The organism is Micromonospora sp. MGP-C2, assembly GCF_057766525.1.
In genome coordinates this window covers 1,367,857-1,383,518 of record NZ_JBYMEN010000002.1, presented here as the reverse complement: position 1 = coordinate 1,383,518, position 15,662 = coordinate 1,367,857, and the positions used below count along the sequence as shown (strand labels likewise).

Genomic DNA, 15,662 nt, shown 5'->3' with positions numbered 1-15,662 from the left:
AGGGTGGCCGACAGTGTCGAGCACAGTGCCCAACGTCATCCAGCCCCGCCCCGCGGCTCAGCAGGACCCGCGCCTCCTGCGTCGACGGCACGCGCTCGTCGTCGTGCTCACCTTCCTGACCGGTTGCGCCGACGCCATCGGGTTCCTGTCCCTCGGCGGCGCCTTCGCCAGCGTCATGACCGGCAACATGGTCCTGCTCGGACTCTCGGCGGGCCGAGGTGACGCCGAGCTGGCCCTGACGTCCGGCAGCGCCATCGTCAGCTTCATCGTCGGTGTCCTCGCCGGCGCCCGCGTGGTCGGCTCGGCACGACCGGGCGACAGGGTCTGGCCCCGGCGGGTCACCTGGGCGCTCGTCCTGGAGCTGCTGGTGTTCGTCGTGTTCCTCGTCGTCTGGGAAGTCACGCTGCACGCCCCCGACGCGCGTGTCCACCTCGCGCTGCTCATGCTGTCGGCGGTGGCGCTGGGCGTGCAGAGCAGTGCCATCCAACGGTTCGGCGTGCCCGGCCTGTCGTCGACGTACCTGACCGGCACCCTCACCAGCCTGATCGCCGGCGTCGCCGCGCGCAGCCCGTGGGACAGCCTGCGCCCCAAGGCCCAGGTGTTGCTGGCCCTCATGGTCGGCGCCGCCGTCGGCGCACTGGTCGCCCTGCACCTGCCGGTCGTCGCCCCAGCGCTGCTGATCGTGCCGCTGGTGCTCGTCATCGGCGTGTCCGCCCGGATGCGGGCCTGACGTCAGACGCCCCGGGCGAACAGGGCCAGGCGAACCCGGTTGGGGCTGTCGGTCTTGGTCATCAGGCTGGTGATGTGGGTCTTGACCGTGGTGACGCCGATGTGGAGGCGGTCGCCGATCTCGGTGTTCAACAGGCCCTCGGCGACCAGGTTCAGCACCTCCTGCTCGCGGGCGGTCAGGCCCTGCACCGACCGTGGTGTCTCGGGGCGGGCGTGCACCGCGCGCTGCACGAGGCGTCGCAGCACCTCCGGGCTGAACGGGCTGTCACCGACGGCCGCCCGGCGGATGCCGTCGAGCAGCTCGGCCGGGGGCGCGTCCTTGAGCAGGAACCCGCAGGCGCCCGCAGTCAGCGCGGGGTAGAGGTGATCGTCGTCGCCGAACGTGGTCAGCACCAGGATGCGGGCGGCTGGTCGCGCCGCGAGGATCCGGCTGGTCGCGGTGATCCCGTCGACGCCGGGCATGCGCAGGTCCATGACGACGACGTCGGGAAGGAGCCGGGCGGCGAGTGTGATCGCCTCGCGGCCGTTGTCGGCCTCCCCGACGACCTCGATGTCGGGCTGGGCCGCACAGAGCATCCGCAACCCGGCCCGGATCAGGTGCTGGTCGTCGACCAGCAGCACCCGGATCACACCGGCTCCGGTGCGGGGGAGTCGGCCGGGGCCCCGCGTTCACCGGGCACCGACCGGACCGGTGCCCGGTCGGAGGCGGCCACCACGGCCGGGAGGGCGGTACGCACCCGCCACCCGGTGCCGGACGGGCCCGCCTCCAACCGGCCGCCGAGGACCTCGACGCGCTCGCGCATCCCGGTGATGCCGTGCCCGCCGCCGCTCGGCACACCGGCCAATGCGCCCTCGCCGGCCAACAGGCCGCCGCCGGTCGGCACACCCGCCGGCGCCCCGCCGCGACCGGTGTCGGCGACCTCCCAGTGCACGGCGCCGTCGCGGACGGCGACCACGAGGTGCGCCACCGCCGACGTACCCGCGTGTTTGGCCACGTTGGTCAGTGCCTCCTGGGTCAGCCGCAGCACCGCCATGCCGCGCACCGCGTCGAGCGAACCGATCGCCGGGTCCAGGTCGGCCTCCACGGTGATGCCGGCCTGACGGGCCCTGTCGATCGCCGCGCCGATCGCCGCCGGCAACGCGGAGGGCTCGATCGCGGTCAGCGCCGCGTCGCCGCGTACCCCATCGGGGTCGCGCAGCACCGCGACCAGCCGGCGCAGCTCCCCCAGGGCCGCGGTGCCCGTGCCGTGCACGTCGTCGAACACCTCACCGACGCGGGGGTCCAGGTCGGTGAGCACGTGCCGGGCCACGCCGACCCGCAGCACCATCGACGCGACGTGGTGCGCGACGACGTCGTGCAGCTCGCGGGCGATGGCGCTGCGTTCGTCGGCCCGTGCCGCGCGGGTCTCCGACTCGTGCTGCCGTTGCTCGGCGGCGGCGCGTTCCTGGGCCTGTCGGGCGAGATTCCAGTTGGCGCGGATGACCAGGCCGAGCAGCAACGGTATGCCGACCTCCAGGGCCAGGCCGACGACGCCGGCGGCGACCCGGTCAGCCGGATCGCCGATCGTGTTGGTCAGGTCGACCACGGCCAGCAGCCCGGCGGCCAACCAGATGGTGCGGGCGCGGTACGCCCCGATGGTGATCTCGATCAACGCCCAGCTGGCACCGACCTGATTGATCATGATGTCGTCGAGCAGGGCGATCGCCGCGGCCAGCAACGCGGCCTGCACCACCATGTTGGCGACCGGCCGACGGTGCAGCAGCAGCGCCGCGGCGAACGCGCCCACCGCGAGAATCCACTGTGTCACCGTCGGCGTGCGCTCCGCCTGGGTGCAGAAGACCAGGTAGCCCACCCCGGCGAGGTCGAGCAGCGTCAGCCGCACGAGCGTGTCGCGCGTGTTGAACAGCCGACCCAGCCAGCGCACGGGCTCAGCCTAGGTGCTGCGGCTCGACGGAACGAGGGCCGCGCCACCGGGGTCGCACGGCCAGGTAGGCGGCCAGGCCTAGCGGGCCGAACAGGATGGTCAGCAGCAGCACCGGAGCCATCACCAGCGCCGGCACCGCCCGTTCGCGGCTGTCCAACCATGCCCAGCGCCCGACGAACAGATCGAACGCGATCATGTGCGCCCAGCCCGCCGCCGCCCCGTCGGAGGTGCCGAGCAGGTCGCGCACCCCCGTCAGGGTCGGTGACGTGACCGCCGGCAGCACGTCGCCGAACGCCGGGATCACCAGCAGCGTGTAGATCACCACCACCGGCAGCACGATCAGCGGCGAGGAGATGACGCGGGCGGCCCAGGACCATCGCGGCAGCAGGATCATCATGGCCCAGAACGGCGCGGCCACCGCGAACGTCAGGACGAACAGCATCTCGGTCATGCGGCCAACGCCAGGTCGGAGCGGCGCCGCCGGGCCAGCACCAGAGCGGCGGCGGTCGCCGTCGCGACCACCAGGGCCGCGACCGCGGCGAGGGTGACGGCGTCCGGCCGCAGCAGCGCCTGCCCACGCAGGGCCTGCCAGGTCAACATCACAGTGAGTACGCCGTACGCCGCGCCCGCCACGACCACGAGCCGTGCCCGGGTGCGCTCGTCCAACCGCGTCGCGAACCGGTTCAGCAGGATCGCCAGGATCGGCAGCGCCTGAAGGGCGTGCAACCCCACGAAGTGCCCGATCCGCAGGTCTCCGCCCATGGTGCTCCATCCAACCAGTGGCAGACCCGCCCCGCCGTCCGGCACACCCACGCTGTGCGCCCCGGCGACCCCCTCGATCCCCGGATCCTGACCGGGCAGTGCCATCGGCACCGCCGCCACCATGCCCAGCAGCGACAGGCCCAGACCCCAGCCGACCGCGCGTCGGGCCACCAGGTCGGGAATCCGGCGGATCAACACCACGATCCCCAGGACGAGGTGCGCGAAGAACAGCACGCCGATCGCCGCGCCCATCGCAGCGAAGAGGATGAGGTTCAGCGGGGTGCTGTCATTGAAGTGGCTGGTCTGCCCGCGCACCACCTGCCCGACGATCCACACGTTCTCGGCCACGGCGATGGCGACGATGAGCGTCGCCATCCGCTCCGCGAGCCGGCTCCGACGGGGCAGCAAAGAGAGCATCCACGCGAGGGTGACGCCGTACAGCACGAAGGACACCGCGAACTTGAACGGCTTGAGCCAGATCGGCGCCCCGACCAAGACGCGTGGGTCGACGACGATGCCGACCGCGCAGACGACGGCGAGCGCCGCCATCGCGTACACGAGGAACATCAGTGGGCGGTGCCAGTGTGCCGCCCGGCGCAGATCGATTGTCATATCTGTAGATGGTCGCGACAGTGCCCGCCGGTCGCGTCCGACCGCGAGCCCCGGTTGTGGCCAGCGGTCGGAGCGGGGTCTCCTCCCTGGGTAGGAGGCGAAACCCGCCGAGGACCGTCGCCCGCGCTGGCACAATGGCCGGTCTGCCGACCACACGGGGAGCGAACAGTGACGACCACAGAGGATCGCGTCCGGCCGAACGAGACGACACTGCCGCTGCTGCCCTGCCCGGCGCCGGAGGAGACCCTGGCGTTCTGGCGGGCGCTCGGGTTCGAGGTGACCTACGAGCAGCTCAAGCCGTACGTGTACCTGGCCTTTCAGTGGAGTGGGTTCCAACTGCACTACGGCCCCGCGCCCAAGAACCTGGACCCGGCGAAGGAGACGTCCGGCGGCTGCCTGGTGATGGTCGACGCGGTCGCGCCGTACCACGCGACGTTCGCCGAGACGATGCGTCGCAGCTACGGCAAGGTGCTGGTCAAGGGTTTACCCCGGATGACCCGCTACCGCGCCGGGGCGTCGCGGTTCAGCATCGTCGACCCATCGGGCAACACCATCACCTTCATCCAGCGCGACGAGCCAGGGGACCTGGAGTACGGCGGGTCGGCGGAGTTGGAGGGCCTGGCGCGGGTGCTCGACAACGCGCGGATCCTGCGCGAGTTCAAGATGGACGACCGGGCTGCCTACCGGGCGCTCGACTCCGGAATGCGCCGCCGCGCCGACGACGCGCCGGTGGTCGAGCAGGCGATGGCGTTGGCCGCCCTGATCGAGCTGTCGGTGGCGTTGGGGAAGGCGGAGCGCGTCCCCGAGTGGGGCGCCCGCCTCCAGGCGCTGACCCTGACCGAGCCGGAGCGTACGCAGGTGGAGCAGTTCGTCGCCGACCCGGCCGTCCTGGAACCGTGGTGGGGACCCGACGCGCCCTGAAGCCGCAACACGTTCCGCGTCGGCCAAGATCTGCACAACTTCAGGGATGTAGGTGCCTCGGCGGCGAGTGAGGCAGCACTTTCCCTGTTCTTGTGCGGATCTTGGCCTCGTGTCGGGCCCTACGAGGCCAACCGCTCGACCGTGTCGCGGCCTGAGCCTGGCAGCCCGGCCCCCTCGTCGGAGTGGTTGATCTCCGACCACACCGCGTCCAGGGAGAGGCCGAGGACGTCGGCGATGGCGGCGATGGTCGGGAAGGCGGGGGTGGCGATGCGGCCGGACTCGATCTTCCGGAGAGTCTCCGGCGAGACACCCGCGTCCAGTGCGGTGAGGAGCATCGAACGGTCCCCCCGGGCTCGACGCAGCAGGGCGCCGAGCCGCTGTCCGCGTTCGACCTCTTCGGGAGTGAGCGGCAACCTGACCATGGCCCGATTCTAGTACCGGGATAATATGGCCGGGATAGTTATTGGAAGTGCGAGGAAGGCGCTGCATGATCGAGATCCTGACCCCCACCGACCTGCTGCGAGCGAAGGATTCCGGCGCCCTGGTCGCCGACATCCTGCGGACCCTGAAGAGCCGCAGCGCGGTCGGCACGAACCTCCTGGAGATCGACGCGTGGGCACGCAGCATGATCATGGAGGCCGGGGCGCAGTCCTGCTACGTCGACTATGAGCCGTCCTTCGGGCGTGGGCCGTTCGGCCACTACATCTGCACGTCGGTCAACGACGCCGTGCTGCACGGACTGCCGCACGACTACACCCTCGCCGACGGCGACCTGCTGTCGCTCGACCTCGCCGTCTCCCTGGGCGGAGTCGTCGCCGACTCCGCCATCAGCTTCATCGTGGGCGACGTGCAGCCCCCGGAGAGCGTCGCGCTGATCGACGCGACCGAGCGCGCACTGAGCGCGGGGATCGCCGCCGCCGGCCCGGGCGCCCGCATCGGTGACATCTCCCATGCCATCGGCTCCGTCCTCACCGCGGCGGGATACTCGGTCAACACCGAGTTCGGTGGTCACGGCGTCGGCTCGACCATGCACCAGGACCCGCACGTCTCCAACACCGGGCGGCCCGGACGTGGGTACCGACTGCGCCCGGGCCTGCTGCTGGCGCTGGAGCCCTGGGTCATGGCGGACACCGCCAAGCTCGTCACCGACGCCGATGGTTGGACGCTTCGCAGCGTGACCGGCTGCCGGACGGCGCACAGCGAGCACACGATCGCCATCACCAACGACGGAGCCGACGTGCTCACCCTGCCGAAGGCCTGATCCCGACCTCAGGAACCATCGGCCCGGCGGATCGCGGCAGCCATCTCCGCGGAGCTGTGGTCGGCGTCGACCCCCTCGACGAGGATCACGTCGCCGGCCAGGTGCCTCGTCCGCAACGGCTTGATCTCCTGGTACGCATCGGAGCCGTACCAGGAGCGGGCCCTGGTCGAGTCGGGAAACTCGATGACGACCAGATCGCCCGGCCAACTGCCTTCCAGCACCTCGACGGGCCCACCGTGGACGATGAACCGACCTTCGAAGGGCGCCAGGGTGGCATCGATGCGCTCCAGATATTCGAGCACCTCGACATGGACAGGTGCCCTACGCAGATGAGCGAGCGCGTACGCGGTCATGATTCTCCGATCGTCGGGGACGCTTCGTGGAGATGATCGCGAGCGTCGGTGCGCGCTGTCGATTACGTCGCAGGTAATGGGGCGTACCCCGGTGTGGTCACTAGGGTCGGGGGGTGACGACCAGGACCAGGCCGGGCCGACCGGTGGGGGAGTTGCTGCGCGACTGGCGTCGAACCCGCGGAATGAGTCAGCTCGACCTGTCGATCGAGGCGGGTGTGTCGGCCCGGCATCTGAGTTTCGTGGAGACCGGGCGATCCCGGCCGAGCCCGGACCTGATCCTGCGGCTGGCGGAGCGGCTCGACCTGCCGCTGGCCGAGCGCAACACGATGCTGCTCGCCGGCGGCTACGCCCCCGCCTACCCCAGCCACGAGCTGACCGACCCGCAACTCGCCCCGTTCCGGGCCGCCGTACGGCAGATTCTCGACGGGCACAGCCCGTACCCTGCGGTGCTCGTCGACCAGCACTGGCAGCTCGTCGAGGCCAACCCCGCCGTGGCCCTGTTCACCGCCGACGCGAAACCTCACCTGCTCACCCCACCGGTCAACGTGCTGCGGCTCAGCCTGCACCCCGACGGCATGGCTCCGCGAATCCTCAACCTCCCTGAGTGGCGGGACCACCTGCTCGCGCGGTTGCGCCAACAGGCCGCGGCGACCAGCGACCCGGTCCTGTCCGGCCTGCTCGACGAGCTTCGCGGCTATCCCAGTGGCGACGACATCGGGGCACCGACCAGCGACGAGCTGTCGCGTGTCGTCATCCCACTGCGGTACCGCCACGGCGACCGCGAGCTGGCCTTCATCAGCACGACCACCCTCTTCGGCACCCCGCTGGACGTCACCGTCTCCGGGCTGGCCGTCGAGGCATTCTTTCCGGCCGACCCGGTGACCGCCGCCGCACTCCACGCCCTCGGCACGCCCGCGGCCGGCGTGGCCTGACCTCGACACCGTCGTCGCATCCGTGGCGTCGTCGGCGGCGACGAGCTGCACCCACCGTCTACGACTAATCCGCATCCGACGGGGCACGTTCGTCCGTATACATGGTGAGTCCCGTTCAAAATGAACCGATCGGTCATATTTTCCGTGATGACGGTCAGGGTCACACACCAGATTCGCGGAGGCACGATGTCAACGGTTCGAACTGGTCCGCTCGTCGGGCTGATCGTGCAGATCGTCGTGCTGGCGGTGCTCGCGGGGACAGTCGGTCTGGGCGCGGCGGGATGGTTGGCGGGGCTGGCCTACGGAGTGGGCCTGTGCCTCCTGCTCAGTCGGGGGATGTCCCGGTCGGCCGCGCCTGGTCTGAGCCCGGCCGACCGCGTGACCCTGAGCCGGGCGATCCTCGTCGGCGGCGTGACGGCCCTGGCCGCAGAGTCGTTCACCCGGCCGGCGCCGGTCGCGTTGATGGTCACCCTCACCACCGTGGCGCTGGTCCTCGACGCGGTGGACGGCTACACGGCCCGACGCACCGGGACGACCAGCGAGCTCGGCGCGCGCTTCGACATGGAGATCGACTCGTTCCTGGTCCTGGTGCTCTGCCTCTACGTGGCCCCCTCGGTGGGTGCCTGGGTGCTCGCGATCGGCGCGATGCGGTACGTCTTCGTCGCCGCGAGCTGGGTGCTGGGATGGATGCGCGGGTCGCTGCCGCCGCGCTACTGGCGCAAGGTCGTCGCGGCGATCCAGGGCGTGGTGCTGACGGTGGCGATGGGTGACGCGCTGCCCGGGCCGCTGACGACCGCCATGCTGGTGGTGTCACTGGCGCTGCTCATCGAGTCGTTCGGGCGCGACGTCACGTGGCTGTGGCTGACCCGTCACCTCCGCCGCACCCTCAGCTACGACCCGCAGGTCACTGTGGACCACGCGAGCAGCCAGCTCAGCCACAGCACCCAGAACGCCGGCCCCGTGCTGGGCGGGTCGTGTGCGGGGAAGGCGGACGGGCTGCCCTGGCAGGAGCGTCAGACCGTCGCAGTGGCCCGCAGCGGGACCGCCCGCGTCTGAGCTGCCCGCCCGCCGCACCCCTCAGTGATCATGGAAGGATGCCCCGGTTGTCGCTCTTGACACGAGTACGTGAGCTGCCGAGCCAGGGACGGAAGGCGATGAGGGGCGAACTCCCCGGCGTTACCGCCGACGACGACACCGCCGGTGAGGGTCGGCCGAAGCGCTCCATCCGGGCCCGACTGGTGACCGTCCTGGCCGCGCTGCTGGTGCTGCTCGTGCTCACCGCGCCGTACGACTTCGGTCGCCTCACCCCGGCGGCGTTCGTGCGGATCCCCCTGGAGGCGCTGCTGGTCGTGGCCCTCCTGCTCGCGCTGCCATCGCGCGGGAGCCGCCTGCTCGCGACGCTCACCGGCGTGGCTCTCGGTCTGCTCGGCCTGCTGAAGCTGCTCGACCTGGGGTTCTCCGCCGCGCTCAGCCGGGCGTTCGACCTGGTGCTCGACTGGGCGTTGCTCGACGAGGCGTTCGCCTTCCTCAGCGAGTCGTACGGTCGGCCCGCCGCCGTCGGCGCCGCGATCGCCCTGGCTGTGGTGGCAGTGGGCCTGCCGGTCCTGGTCACGCTGTCGGTGCGGCGGCTGGGCCAGCTGGTGATCGGGCACCGCACCGGGGCCACCCGGATCGTGGCGGCGCTGGTGGTCGTCTGGGTGGTCTGCGCGGCGTTCGACGTGCGGGTGGTGCCGGCCGTACCGGTTGCCGACACGTCCGCGACCACCCTGGCCAACGGCCACGGGTTCCAGGTGCGCCTGCGTATCGACGACCGGAAGACGTTCTCCACCCAGATCGAGGCCGACCGGTTCGCCGAAACCCCGGGGGACCAACTGCTGACCGCGCTGCGGGGCAAGAACGTGGTCATCTCCTTCGTGGAGAGCTACGGCCGGGACGCCGTCGAGGACCCGGAGTTCGCTCCGCAGGTCGGCGCCGTCCTCGACAGCGGCACCAGCCAGTTGCAGGCGGCGGGATTCGCCGCGCAGTCCGGCTTCCTCACCTCGCCGACGTTCGGCGGCGGCAGTTGGCTCGCACACGACACCCTGCTCTCCGGTCTGTGGATCGACAACGACCAGCGGCACCGCACCCTACTGGCGAGTGACCGGATGACCCTCAACGGCGCCTTCCGACGGGCCAACTGGCAGACCGTCGGCGTGATGCCCGCCGTCAGCAGGGCATGGCCGGAGGGCTCCTTCTTCGGCTACGAGCGGTTCTACGACGCCAGGGCGCTCGGGTACCGCGGTCCGAAGTTCAGCTTCGGCACGATGCCCGACCAGTTCACGCTGTCCAGCTGGCAGCGCCTGGAGCAGGCGAAACAGGACGGCAACCCGGTCATGACGGAGATCGCGCTGGTGTCGAGCCACGCACCGTGGACGCCCGTCCCGCGACTGGTCGACTGGGCCACCGTCGGCGACGGGGCGATCTACCGTGGCACCGCCGGCGAGGAGGATGAGCGGCGGCGCAGCACCGCCCAGATCCGGGCCGACTACCGGCAGTCCATCCAGTACACGCTGAGCACGCTCGTCTCCTACGTGCAGACCTACGGCGACGACGATCTCGTGTTCGTCTTCCTCGGCGACCACCAGCCCGCCGCGGTCGTCACCGGCGAGAACGCCAGCCACGATGTCCCGATCACGATCATCACCCGGGACCGGGCCGTCCTGGACCGGATCTCCGGCTGGGGCTGGCAGGACGGGCTCAAGCCCGGGCCGCAGGCACCGGTCTGGCGGATGGACACCTTCCGGGACCGGTTCCTGACCGCCTTCGGGCCGTAACCCCTCTCACGGACTGGACGACAGACAGATGACGGCTACCACCGAGGCCAGGATCGCTGCGCTCCGGGCCGATCCGGCCATGTCTCTCCTGCACCGGTCGTTGGATGTCTACTACGGCGACCCGCAGCGGGACTCGAGGATGGACGCGTTCTACTCCCGGTTCGTCACCGCGGGGGACCTCGTCTTCGACATCGGCTCCCACGTGGGTGACCACATCGGCAGCTTCCGTCGCCTGGGAGCCCGGGTCGTCGCCGTGGAGCCGCAGCCGCTGTGCCTGCGCGCCCTGCGGACGATCTACGCCGACGACGATCAGGTGACGCTGGTCGAAGGGGCATGTGGCGCGGCCGCCGGGAGCACACGGCTGCACGTCAACTCCGCCAACCCCACAGTGTCGACCGCCTCGTCCGACTTCGTCCGGGCGGCGCACGGCGCGGGCGGTTGGGAGGGCCAGGTGTGGGACGGGGACATCGAGGTTCCGGTGGTCACCGTCGATGCGCTGATCCACGAGTACGGCGTACCGAGCTTCACCAAGATCGACGTGGAGGGTTTCGAGGACGAGGTGCTGGCCGGCCTGAGCCGGCCGCTGCCCGCTCTGTCGTTCGAGTTCACCACGATCGCACGTGCGGTTGCCTACCGGTGTCTCGACCGCCTGACCGCGCTCGGTGTCGACGGTTTCGACGTGGCGCTGGGCGACGACAAGTCGATGACCTTCGAGAGGTGGCTACCCGCGAGCGACGTGGCAGCACACCTGCGGGACCTGCCGCACCGGACCAATTCCGGCGACGTGTACTGCGTGACCGGTCGGCAGCCGGCGGGAGTCTGACCGACGATCAGATGATCGGGCGCTGGCGGTGGGGCGGACCAGCGGGGGATGATCGACGTTCGTCTCGACGGAGAGCCGAGCCACGCGATCGCGCGGGAGGTGGGTGACACCGATGACCCCGACGCAGCTGCGCGCGTACGTCGCCGTGGTCCGGCTGGGGTCCGTCAAGCAGGCCGCCGCGGAGCTGCAGGTCTCCGAGTCGGCCGTGTCGCTCCACGTCGCGCAGCTCCGTAAGGAGTTCGGCGACAAGCTGTTCAGCAAGACGGCGGCGGGGCTTGCGTTCACCCCCGGTGGGCTGCGGCTGGCCAGTCGCGCCGCGGAGCTGCTGGGCCTGCAGGACCGTACGATCCGGGAGGTGAGCGCTGCGACGCGTGGCCGGCGGCTGCTGCGGGTCGCCGCGTCGAGCCTTTTCGCCGAGTTCGCCGCGCCGGGTCTGATCGAACTCTTCGCCAAGCGGGCCGCCGACCTCGACGTCGAGCTGAGCGTACGCAGCCCGGGTGCCTTCGGGTCGCTGCTGCTGGCTCGCGCCGTGGACATCGCGATCGGCCCGCAACCGCCGGTGGTCGACAGCGCCACGGCCAGCCGACCGGTGATGAACTACCGCCTCGTCCTCGTCGTCGGCCCGGAGCACCCGCTGGCCGGTGTGCCGGCGTCCCCCGGGCAACTACGGGAGCAGAGCTGGCTGCTCGGGCCGTCCGCCACCACGGATCTGGGTGGGGTGCCGGCGATGCTGCGTCGCCTCGCCGTGCCGGACGAGCGGCAGCAGATCTTCCAGAGCCACGCGGCGGCGCTGGGGGAGGCCAAGCGGGGCAAGGGCGTCTCGCCGGCCCTCGCGTTCACCGTCGCGCCGGACGTCCGGCAGGGGCATCTCGCGCAGGTGGCGGGGCCGCACGCGACGATGGAGGCGGTGTGGCATTCGCAGGTGCTCGCCACCCCCGACGCGATGTCGGCCGCCGACGAGCTGTCGCGCTTCTCGTCGACGCCGAGGGCGATTCAGGCGATGATGCGCGGCGCGGGCGTCAGAGTCGGCCACTTCCGGCCGTCGGTGCACGTGACGCTCTGGAGTTGACGGGCGACGACCAGCAGGTCCTGGAAGGTGCCGGCGGGCAGCATCCGGTCGCAGTAGGGGAGAGCGGCGGCCATGCCGCCGACCCGGGGGGTGAAGCCGGGTGCGCCGGCGCGGGGATTCAACCAGACGATCCGGTACGCGCGGCGGCTCAGCCGGGCCATCACGGCCGCCAGTTCGTCCGGCGGGTCGCTGTCCCAGCCGTCCGACCCGATCACCACCACCGCCCCGCGTACGGCGTCCGCGTGGTGGGAGGTAAGCAGGGAGCGCAGGTTCGTGGCGATCCGGGTGCCCCCGTACCGGTCGGTCACGGCGGCGCTGGCCTGCGCGACCGCCTCGGCCGCTGACGTGTGTCGCAGCACCACGGTGAGCCGGGTCAGCGTCGTCGCGAACGCGAAGACCTCCGCGTCGGCGACCACCGCGAACGCGCGCATCAGATGCAGGTACGCGGTCGCCTGCGCCCGCATCGACTCGCTGACGTCGCAGAGCAGCACGACCCGGCGTGGCCGTCGCACCGGTCGCTCGCGGACGACCTCGACGGGTTCCCATCCGGTGCGGCGGGCCCGGGCGATGGTGGGCCGCAGCGCGACCCGGGCACCGGCCGCGCCGATGGCGAACCGCCGGGTACGCCGGGTGGGCCAGCCGGCGACGGCAGCGCGCAGGGCGTCGCCGAGTTGTGCCACCTGTGCGCTGTCGAGTGCGTCGAACGGGCGGTCGGCGAGCCCGCTGAGGGCGCTGGGGCGCCGCTCGGGCAGCAGCAGCGCTGTGTCGTGTGCCGGTGTCTCCGCCACGGCCGGCGGCAGCGTCGCCCACGGCAGGCCACCGCCGGAATCCGAGTCGTCGGTGTCGGCGGGCACCCGCACGTACACATCGTCGTGAGCGTCGGGCGGGGAGGCGGACCGCGACGGCCGGGGCAGCGGTGGGGGGTCCGCGAAGATCGCCGCGAAGACCCGGTCGAACGCGGCGAGGTCGGCGTGCCGTCGGACCAGGCAGATCCGGGCAGTCCAGTAGAGCGACGACATCGAGTCGGGTGGGATGGCGGCGAGCGCCCGGACGAAGTCGTCGACGTCGGTGAGGCCGGCCGGGACGCCGGCTCGTCGCAGCCGGCCGGCGAGCGCCACCGCGAACGCGGCCCGGTCGACCCCGCGCAGCACGCCCGGGCTCACCGGCGCGAGGCCAGCCAGGCGATCACCGCGCCCACGGCGACGAGACCGACGACGACGGGTACGAGGCGCTTGGTGATCGAACCGCCGGCGATGCTGAGCAGGTCGAGCGCCTCCGGCTCGGCAGCCACCGCCACGCGGGTGGAGCTGTCGGGTGACTCGACAGTCGATGACGATGCCGACGATGCCGACGATGCCGACGACGCCGACGACGCCGACGGCAGCGCCGGCGAGATCGGCGACGCCGCCGCCGTCGAAGAGGCGGGTGACGGCTCGATCGGTGACGGCGCGACGGCGGCGGTCCTGGGTGTCGTGGCGACCGCTGTCGCGGACGCGGCGGGAAGCGCCTCGGACGCTACGGACGACGGCGCGACGGGCTCGGAGTCCGCGTGTGGTGCCGGCACGGCCGAGGCTGAGTGGTCGGCCGCGAGCTTGGCCTCCAGGTTGGCGACGAACTGGGCCACCAACTTGCCCGACACCTCCTTGATCATGCCGCTGCCGAACTGGGCCAGCTTGCCGGAGATCTTCAGGTCGGTGTCCACGCTGACCAGCGTCCGGTCGCCGTCCGGCCGTAGGTGGGCGGTGACCAGCGCGGACGCGTTCCCCGTCGACCGGGCGTCGCGGCCCTTCGCGTCGATCACCCCGCGGTAGGCGGCGTCGTCCTTCTCGACGAACCGGGCGGTGCCCGCGAACTCCGAGATCACCGGCCCGACCTTGACCTTCACCCTGCCCCGGTAGACGTCACCGTCGACGCCGGTCAACTGGGCGCCCGGCAGGCACGGCGCGATCCCCTCCAGATCGGTGAGCACCGCCCACGCCTCGTCGATCGGGACAGCGACCGCGAACTCGTTCGTGATCTTCATAGCTGGCTCTCCTGGTAGGCGCCGAGCGCGGCGGCGACCACGGCGCGGTCGTCGGGGGTCTTGGCGATGGTGCCGATGGTCAGCGCGACGTCGTCGGCGGCGAGACCGGCGACGCCCAGCACGGACAGTGCGGCCACCCAGTCGATGGTCTCCGCCATCCCGGGCGGCTTCTCCAACTCGCGGCCGCGTACGCCGCCGACGAACTGGACGGCCGTCTGGATCAGCGGCTCGGTGGCGCCCGGCACGGCACGGCGGACGATCTCGACGGCGCGGGCCGGCTCGGGAAAGTCGATCCAGTGGTACAGGCAGCGGCGGCGCAACGCGTCGTGCAGTTCCCGGCTGCGGTTGGAGGTGAGCACCACGACCGGCGGCGTACGGGCGGTGAACGTGCCGAGCTCGGGGATCGTGATGCCGGCCTCGCCGAGGAACTCGAACAGCAGTGCCTCGAACTCGTCGTCGGCCCGGTCGATCTCGTCGATCAGCAGCACCGGTGGGACCGGCCCCCGGTGGCGTACGGCCCGCAGGATCGGCCGCTCCTGGAGGAACTCGGCGCTGAACAGGTCCGCGTCGGTGAGCCGCGCCTGTTGTGCCTCGGCGAGCCGGATCGCCAGCAGCTGTCGCTGGTAGTTCCACTCGTAGAGCGCCTCGCTCGCGGTCAGCCCCTCGTAGCACTGCAACCGGATCAGCGGCGTTTCCAGCGCGCGGGCCAACGCCTTGGCGGCGGCGGTCTTGCCGACACCCGGCTCACCCTCCAGCAGCAGTGGCCGACCGAGGCGCAACGCGAGGAACAGGGCCATCGCCAGGCCGTCATCGACCAGGTAGTCGACGGCGTCGAGGCGGTGCCGCACGGCCAGGGCGTCCCTCATGCCTCGCCCGCCAGCAGGCGTTGGTAGTCCGCCCGGGTGTCCACGTCGATCGGCACCGGCCCGTCTACGGGCACCTCGGTCACCGGGTGGCGGCCGGAGTGCAGCAGCTTCCAGACGGCCTTGTCGCCGTGCAGGTCGTACAGCTCGGGAAGGACAGCCCGGCCGAAGCGGAACGGGTGGCCCAGCCCGTTCGCGTACCGGCAGACGGCCAGCGGGGTGGCCGCCTCGGCGACCCGGCGGACGTCTGCGGCGCGGACGCCGGGCTGGTCGCCGAGGAGCAGCACGAGCGCGTCGGCGCGCGGGTCCACCGCCCGCGCGGCGGTGCTGACCGACGACCCGCAGCCGGTGCTGAACGCCGGGTTCTCCACGACCTGGCACGCGGTCAGGTCGACCCGGTCGCGGATGCCGCTCGCCGCGCCGCCCAGTGTGACGAGCAGCTGGTCGAAGCCGCACGAGCGGGCCAGGTCGAGTGTGGCGTCGAGCAGCGTCCGCCCCCGGTACGGCAGCAGTTGCTTCGCCTCGCCGAGGCGCACCGACGCGCCCGCGGCGAGCACCAGGCCGGTCAGGAACACG

Annotated in this window: 17 protein-coding genes and 1 pseudogene; 8 read left to right on the top strand and 10 right to left on the bottom strand. The window is 71.6% G+C overall.

What is annotated here, in order from left to right:
• Positions 1 to 13: 13 nt before the first annotated feature.
• A complete protein-coding gene (locus tag AC3CF1_RS06045) occupies positions 14 to 730 on the top strand; it encodes a YoaK family protein (protein ID WP_488449769.1) in 717 nt (238 codons plus the stop codon).
• A gap of 2 nt (positions 731 to 732) precedes the next feature.
• Here the strand turns inward: AC3CF1_RS06045 and AC3CF1_RS06040 are convergent, their stop codons facing one another.
• Genes AC3CF1_RS06040 through AC3CF1_RS06025 form a run of 4 tightly spaced genes read right to left on the bottom strand, consistent with a single transcriptional unit; the run spans position 733 to position 4,028 of the window.
• Positions 733 to 1,359, bottom strand: a complete 627-nt coding sequence (locus AC3CF1_RS06040) for a response regulator transcription factor (protein WP_488449768.1) — start codon at positions 1,357 to 1,359, stop codon at positions 733 to 735.
• Entirely contained in the window at positions 1,356 to 2,654 is a 1,299-nt protein-coding gene (locus tag AC3CF1_RS06035; protein WP_488449767.1) for a sensor histidine kinase, read from the bottom strand. The genes AC3CF1_RS06040 and AC3CF1_RS06035 overlap by 4 nt, the downstream gene beginning before the upstream one ends.
• Positions 2,655 to 2,658: 4 nt before the next feature.
• Entirely contained in the window at positions 2,659 to 3,105 is a 447-nt protein-coding gene (locus tag AC3CF1_RS06030; RefSeq protein ID WP_488449766.1) for an ABA4-like family protein, read from the bottom strand.
• Positions 3,102 to 4,028 carry a hypothetical protein gene (locus tag AC3CF1_RS06025; protein WP_488449765.1) on the bottom strand — a complete coding sequence of 309 codons (927 nt, stop codon included), beginning with the start codon at positions 4,026 to 4,028 and terminating at the stop codon, positions 3,102 to 3,104. Before AC3CF1_RS06025 ends, AC3CF1_RS06030 begins: the two co-directional genes overlap by 4 nt.
• Before the next feature lie 168 nt (positions 4,029 to 4,196).
• Here AC3CF1_RS06025 and AC3CF1_RS06020 point away from each other — a divergent pair, with 168 nt between their 5' ends.
• Positions 4,197 to 4,949 (top strand): VOC family protein, encoded by a 753-nt coding sequence (locus AC3CF1_RS06020; RefSeq protein ID WP_488449764.1) that lies wholly within the window; start codon positions 4,197 to 4,199, stop codon positions 4,947 to 4,949.
• Between the two features lie 119 nt (positions 4,950 to 5,068).
• Here the strand turns inward: AC3CF1_RS06020 and AC3CF1_RS06015 are convergent, their stop codons facing one another.
• Positions 5,069 to 5,371 (bottom strand): helix-turn-helix domain-containing protein, encoded by a 303-nt coding sequence (locus AC3CF1_RS06015; protein ID WP_088948691.1) that lies wholly within the window; start codon positions 5,369 to 5,371, stop codon positions 5,069 to 5,071.
• Between the two features lie 65 nt (positions 5,372 to 5,436).
• Here AC3CF1_RS06015 and map point away from each other — a divergent pair, with 65 nt between their 5' ends.
• Complete coding sequence (gene map, locus AC3CF1_RS06010) at positions 5,437 to 6,210, top strand: type I methionyl aminopeptidase (RefSeq protein WP_210924167.1); 774 nt, start codon at positions 5,437 to 5,439, stop codon at positions 6,208 to 6,210.
• A gap of 8 nt (positions 6,211 to 6,218) precedes the next feature.
• Here map and AC3CF1_RS06005 read toward each other — a convergent pair whose 3' ends face one another.
• Positions 6,219 to 6,563, bottom strand: a complete 345-nt coding sequence (locus AC3CF1_RS06005) for a DUF1330 domain-containing protein (protein WP_354980752.1) — start codon at positions 6,561 to 6,563, stop codon at positions 6,219 to 6,221.
• 113 nt (positions 6,564 to 6,676) lie between these two features.
• Here AC3CF1_RS06005 and AC3CF1_RS06000 point away from each other — a divergent pair, with 113 nt between their 5' ends.
• The 5 genes and pseudogenes from AC3CF1_RS06000 (at position 6,677) to AC3CF1_RS05980 (ending at position 12,200) form a co-directional block, all read left to right on the top strand.
• Positions 6,677 to 7,495 carry a helix-turn-helix domain-containing protein gene (locus AC3CF1_RS06000; protein WP_488449763.1) on the top strand — a complete coding sequence of 273 codons (819 nt, stop codon included), beginning with the start codon at positions 6,677 to 6,679 and terminating at the stop codon, positions 7,493 to 7,495.
• 186 nt (positions 7,496 to 7,681) lie between these two features.
• Positions 7,682 to 8,374, top strand: a pseudogene (locus tag AC3CF1_RS05995) (CDP-alcohol phosphatidyltransferase family protein); the annotation flags it as partial.
• A 275-nt stretch (positions 8,375 to 8,649) separates the two neighbouring features.
• Complete coding sequence (locus tag AC3CF1_RS05990; RefSeq protein WP_488449762.1) at positions 8,650 to 10,308, top strand: sulfatase-like hydrolase/transferase; 1,659 nt, start codon at positions 8,650 to 8,652, stop codon at positions 10,306 to 10,308.
• A gap of 28 nt (positions 10,309 to 10,336) precedes the next feature.
• Positions 10,337 to 11,131 (top strand): FkbM family methyltransferase, encoded by a 795-nt coding sequence (locus AC3CF1_RS05985; protein ID WP_355161078.1) that lies wholly within the window; start codon positions 10,337 to 10,339, stop codon positions 11,129 to 11,131.
• 112 nt (positions 11,132 to 11,243) lie between these two features.
• Entirely contained in the window at positions 11,244 to 12,200 is a 957-nt protein-coding gene (locus AC3CF1_RS05980) for a LysR family transcriptional regulator (RefSeq protein ID WP_354980748.1), read from the top strand.
• Here the strand turns inward: AC3CF1_RS05980 and AC3CF1_RS05975 are convergent.
• Genes AC3CF1_RS05975 through AC3CF1_RS05960 form a run of 4 tightly spaced genes read right to left on the bottom strand, consistent with a single transcriptional unit; the run spans position 12,125 to position 15,661 of the window.
• Positions 12,125 to 13,363 carry a vWA domain-containing protein gene (locus tag AC3CF1_RS05975; protein ID WP_354980747.1) on the bottom strand — a complete coding sequence of 413 codons (1,239 nt, stop codon included), beginning with the start codon at positions 13,361 to 13,363 and terminating at the stop codon, positions 12,125 to 12,127. The genes AC3CF1_RS05980 and AC3CF1_RS05975 overlap by 76 nt on opposite strands.
• Complete coding sequence (locus tag AC3CF1_RS05970; RefSeq protein WP_488449761.1) at positions 13,360 to 14,223, bottom strand: SRPBCC family protein; 864 nt, start codon at positions 14,221 to 14,223, stop codon at positions 13,360 to 13,362. The genes AC3CF1_RS05975 and AC3CF1_RS05970 overlap by 4 nt, the downstream gene beginning before the upstream one ends.
• A complete protein-coding gene (locus AC3CF1_RS05965; RefSeq protein ID WP_330466670.1) occupies positions 14,220 to 15,089 on the bottom strand; it encodes an AAA family ATPase in 870 nt (289 codons plus the stop codon). The genes AC3CF1_RS05970 and AC3CF1_RS05965 overlap by 4 nt, the downstream gene beginning before the upstream one ends.
• Positions 15,086 to 15,661: a nucleotidyltransferase family protein gene (locus AC3CF1_RS05960; protein WP_488449760.1), complete on the bottom strand. Its 576-nt coding sequence runs from the start codon at positions 15,659 to 15,661 to the stop codon at positions 15,086 to 15,088. The genes AC3CF1_RS05965 and AC3CF1_RS05960 overlap by 4 nt, the downstream gene beginning before the upstream one ends.
• Position 15,662 lies beyond the last annotated feature (1 nt).